A 2,877-nucleotide genomic window follows, 5' to 3' on the forward strand; every position below is an offset into this window, starting at 1 on the left:
GGGGGCGGCGGTGGCGGGGGATGGTAAATTCGCCGTTTGCCGGGATGACTTTTGCCGCCGGGCTTGCTAAGTCCGCCCGGATCATTTTTGCCTCAACGTAAAGACAGCTCCTATGCCCGATCTCCTTCTCGAACTCCGCTCCGAGGAAATTCCCGCCCGTATGCAGCGCAAGGCTGCCGGCGAGCTGAAGAAGCTCGCCACCGACGCGCTGGTCGAAGCGGGTCTTTCCTATGAGGGTGCGCGCGAATATTGGACGCCGCGGCGGCTGACGCTCGACATTCGCGGCCTTACGGCGCGCTCCGCCGACGTGCGTGACGAACGCAAGGGACCGCGCACCGATGCCAATGAAAAGGCGATCGAAGGTTTCCTGCGCGGCGCCGGCCTGTCTTCCATCTCCGAAGCACAGGTGCAAAGCGACCCGAAGAAGGGCGATTTCTACGTTGCGATCATCTCCAAGCCCGGCCGCGCTGCTGAGGAAATCATTTCCGAAATCATGCCGGGGATCATCAAGGATTTCCCCTGGCCGAAATCCATGCGCTGGGGCAAGGCCTCGTCTAAGCCCGGCTCGCTGCGCTGGGTGCGCCCGCTGCAATCGATCGTCTGCCTCTTCGGTACGGAGCATGAAGAGACCGCCGTCATCCCCTTCGAGATCGACGGCATTGTCGCATCGAACGTGACTTTCGGCCACCGTTTCCATGCGCCACAGGCGATCACCGTCAAGCGCTTCGATGACTACGCGGCCAGCCTGGAAAAGGCGAAGGTCATTCTCGATGCCGAACGCCGCAAGGACATTATCCTTCACGATGCGCGTGACATCGCCTTTGCCAACGGCCTGGAACTGGTCGAGGATGAGGGCCTGTTGGAAGAGGTCTCCGGTCTGGTGGAGTGGCCGCAGGTGCTGATGGGCTCCTTCGAACAGGATTACCTGTCGATCCCTTCGGAAATCATCCGCCTGACGATCAAGACCAATCAGAAGTGCTTCGTCACGCGTCCGCAGGTCGGCGAGACACTCTCCAGCCGTTTCATCCTTGTCGCCAATATCCAGGCGACAGATGGCGGCAAGGAGATCGTCCATGGCAACGGCAAGGTCGTGCGCGCCCGCCTTTCCGATGCGCTGCATTTCTGGAAGCGCGATCAGGGCGATCTGCCGGACCTTGAAACGCTGGAAGCGTCGGCCGCGAAGTTCGGCCTCGACCTGAGGAAGCCGCTCGACCAGCGCATGGCCAAGCTGGACACGCTGAACGTCACCTTCCATGCCAAGCTCGGCAGCCAGGGCGAACGCGTTTCCCGTATTCGTGCGTTGGCCGCTGAACTCGCCAAGATCACCGGCGCCGACCCGGCCAAGGCCGATCGCGCGGCTGTGCTCGCCAAGGCTGATCTGCGCACCGAAGCTGTGGGCGAATTCCCTGAACTGCAGGGCCTCATGGGCCGCAAATATGCCGTGTTGCAAGGCGAAGACGCCTCGGTGGCCGCCGCGATCGAAGATCACTATAAGCCGCAGGGCCCATCCGACCGCGTCCCCGAGGACAAGGTTGCGATCACTGTTGCGCTGGCCGATAAGCTGGACACGCTGATCGGTTTTTGGGGAATCGATGAGAAACCGACCGGCTCGAAGGACCCTTACGCGCTCCGCCGTGCGGCTTTGGGCGTTGTGAGAATCCTGCTCGAACGCAAGGTTCGGCTGTCGCTGTTGGCAGCGACGAAAGACATTGATCTGCTCGCCTTCTTCCATGATCGCCTGAAAGTCTACCTGCGCGATCAGGGCGCCCGCTACGACCTCATCGACTCCGTGCTGACGCCGGCAGCTGACGACCTTTTGATGGTGGCCCGCCGCGTCGATGCACTGACTGCCTTCATCACCTCGGAAGACGGCAAGAACCTGCTTGCCGGCACTAAGCGCGCCACACAGCTTCTCGCCGCCGAGGAGAAGAAGGGCACCGTCATAGCCGATGGCGTTTCGGAAGCGTTGCTCAAACTCGATGCGGAAAAGGATCTCTTCGTCGCCATCAAGGCAGCCTCTGCCGAGGCCTCCGATGCGATCGCCAAGGAAGATTTCCGCTCGGCGATGTCAGCGCTTTCGAAGCTGCGTGCGCCGGTCGACCGCTTCTTCGAGGATGTCCTTGTCAACGACGAAGACGCCGCCATCCGCGCCAACCGCCTGGCGCTGCTGCGCCTGATCCGCGAGGCAACCGGCACAGTCGCGGATTTCTCGAAAATTTCGGGGTAAGGCACGGAGACGCGATGACTGGAAAAATCCTCGTCAGCGCCTGCCTCATGGGCCATGCCGTTCGTTATGACGGCCGTTTCAAACCGCTCATCCATCCGGCCATCGACCGCTGGTGCGAGGAGGGAAGGCTGGTGACGATCTGTCCGGAAATGTCCGCCGGCATGGTCGTGCCGCGACCGCCAGCCGAAATCGCCGATGGTGCGACCGGCGAGGATGTGCTTGCCGGCACTGCGTGCGTGATGGAGATCACCGGCGGCGATGTCACGGCGGAATTTCGTCAGGCGGCCGAAAATGCCTTGGCGCTCGTACGGGAAACCGGCTGTCGATACGCCCTCTTGGTCGACGGCAGCCCGTCTTGTGGTTCCGGCTTCATCTATGATGGTACTTTTTCCGGCGAGCGGCATACAGGTCATGGCGTGACGGCGGCTGTGCTGAAGCAGGCGGGCATCGAGGTCTATTCCGATCGTGAGATCGACCGGCTGGTCGAGCGGATTGCGGCCGCCGGCTGAGCAACTTGACTGCTCCCACAAAGCAAAACCGCCGGGTTTGCACCCGGCGGTTCGGTGTGGCTGTTTGGCTGCGGCTTTAGGCGGCGCGGCGGCTTTGTGCCATCGGACGGCCGTCGTTGACGCGGAAGCCGCGGATGAGCC

At 62.2% G+C, this 2,877-nt stretch carries 2 protein-coding genes; both read left to right on the plus strand.

Annotated features, from left to right (window positions below):
* The first annotated feature begins 112 nt into the window (after positions 1–112).
* On the plus strand, positions 113–2,227 hold the full coding sequence (gene glyS, locus PY650_RS36210) for a glycine--tRNA ligase subunit beta (RefSeq protein WP_285884895.1): 2,115 nt from the start codon (positions 113–115) through the stop codon (positions 2,225–2,227).
* A gap of 14 nt (positions 2,228–2,241) precedes the next feature.
* On the plus strand, positions 2,242–2,736 hold the full coding sequence (locus PY650_RS36215) for a 2-thiouracil desulfurase family protein (RefSeq protein ID WP_285884897.1): 495 nt from the start codon (positions 2,242–2,244) through the stop codon (positions 2,734–2,736).
* The last annotated feature ends 141 nt before the right edge of the window (positions 2,737–2,877 follow it).

This window comes from Martinezella calliandrae (genome assembly GCF_030272695.1).
GTDB lineage: Bacteria > Pseudomonadota > Alphaproteobacteria > Rhizobiales > Rhizobiaceae > Rhizobium > Rhizobium calliandrae.

What these genes read in the sequence shown, in the direction of transcription:
- glyS (WP_285884895.1), top strand. Translation starts at nt 113, where the DNA reads ATGCCCGATCTCCTTCTCGAACTCCGCTCCGAGGAAATTCCCGCCCGT.
- PY650_RS36215 (WP_285884897.1), top strand. Translation starts at nt 2,242, where the DNA reads ATGACTGGAAAAATCCTCGTCAGCGCCTGCCTCATGGGCCATGCCGTT.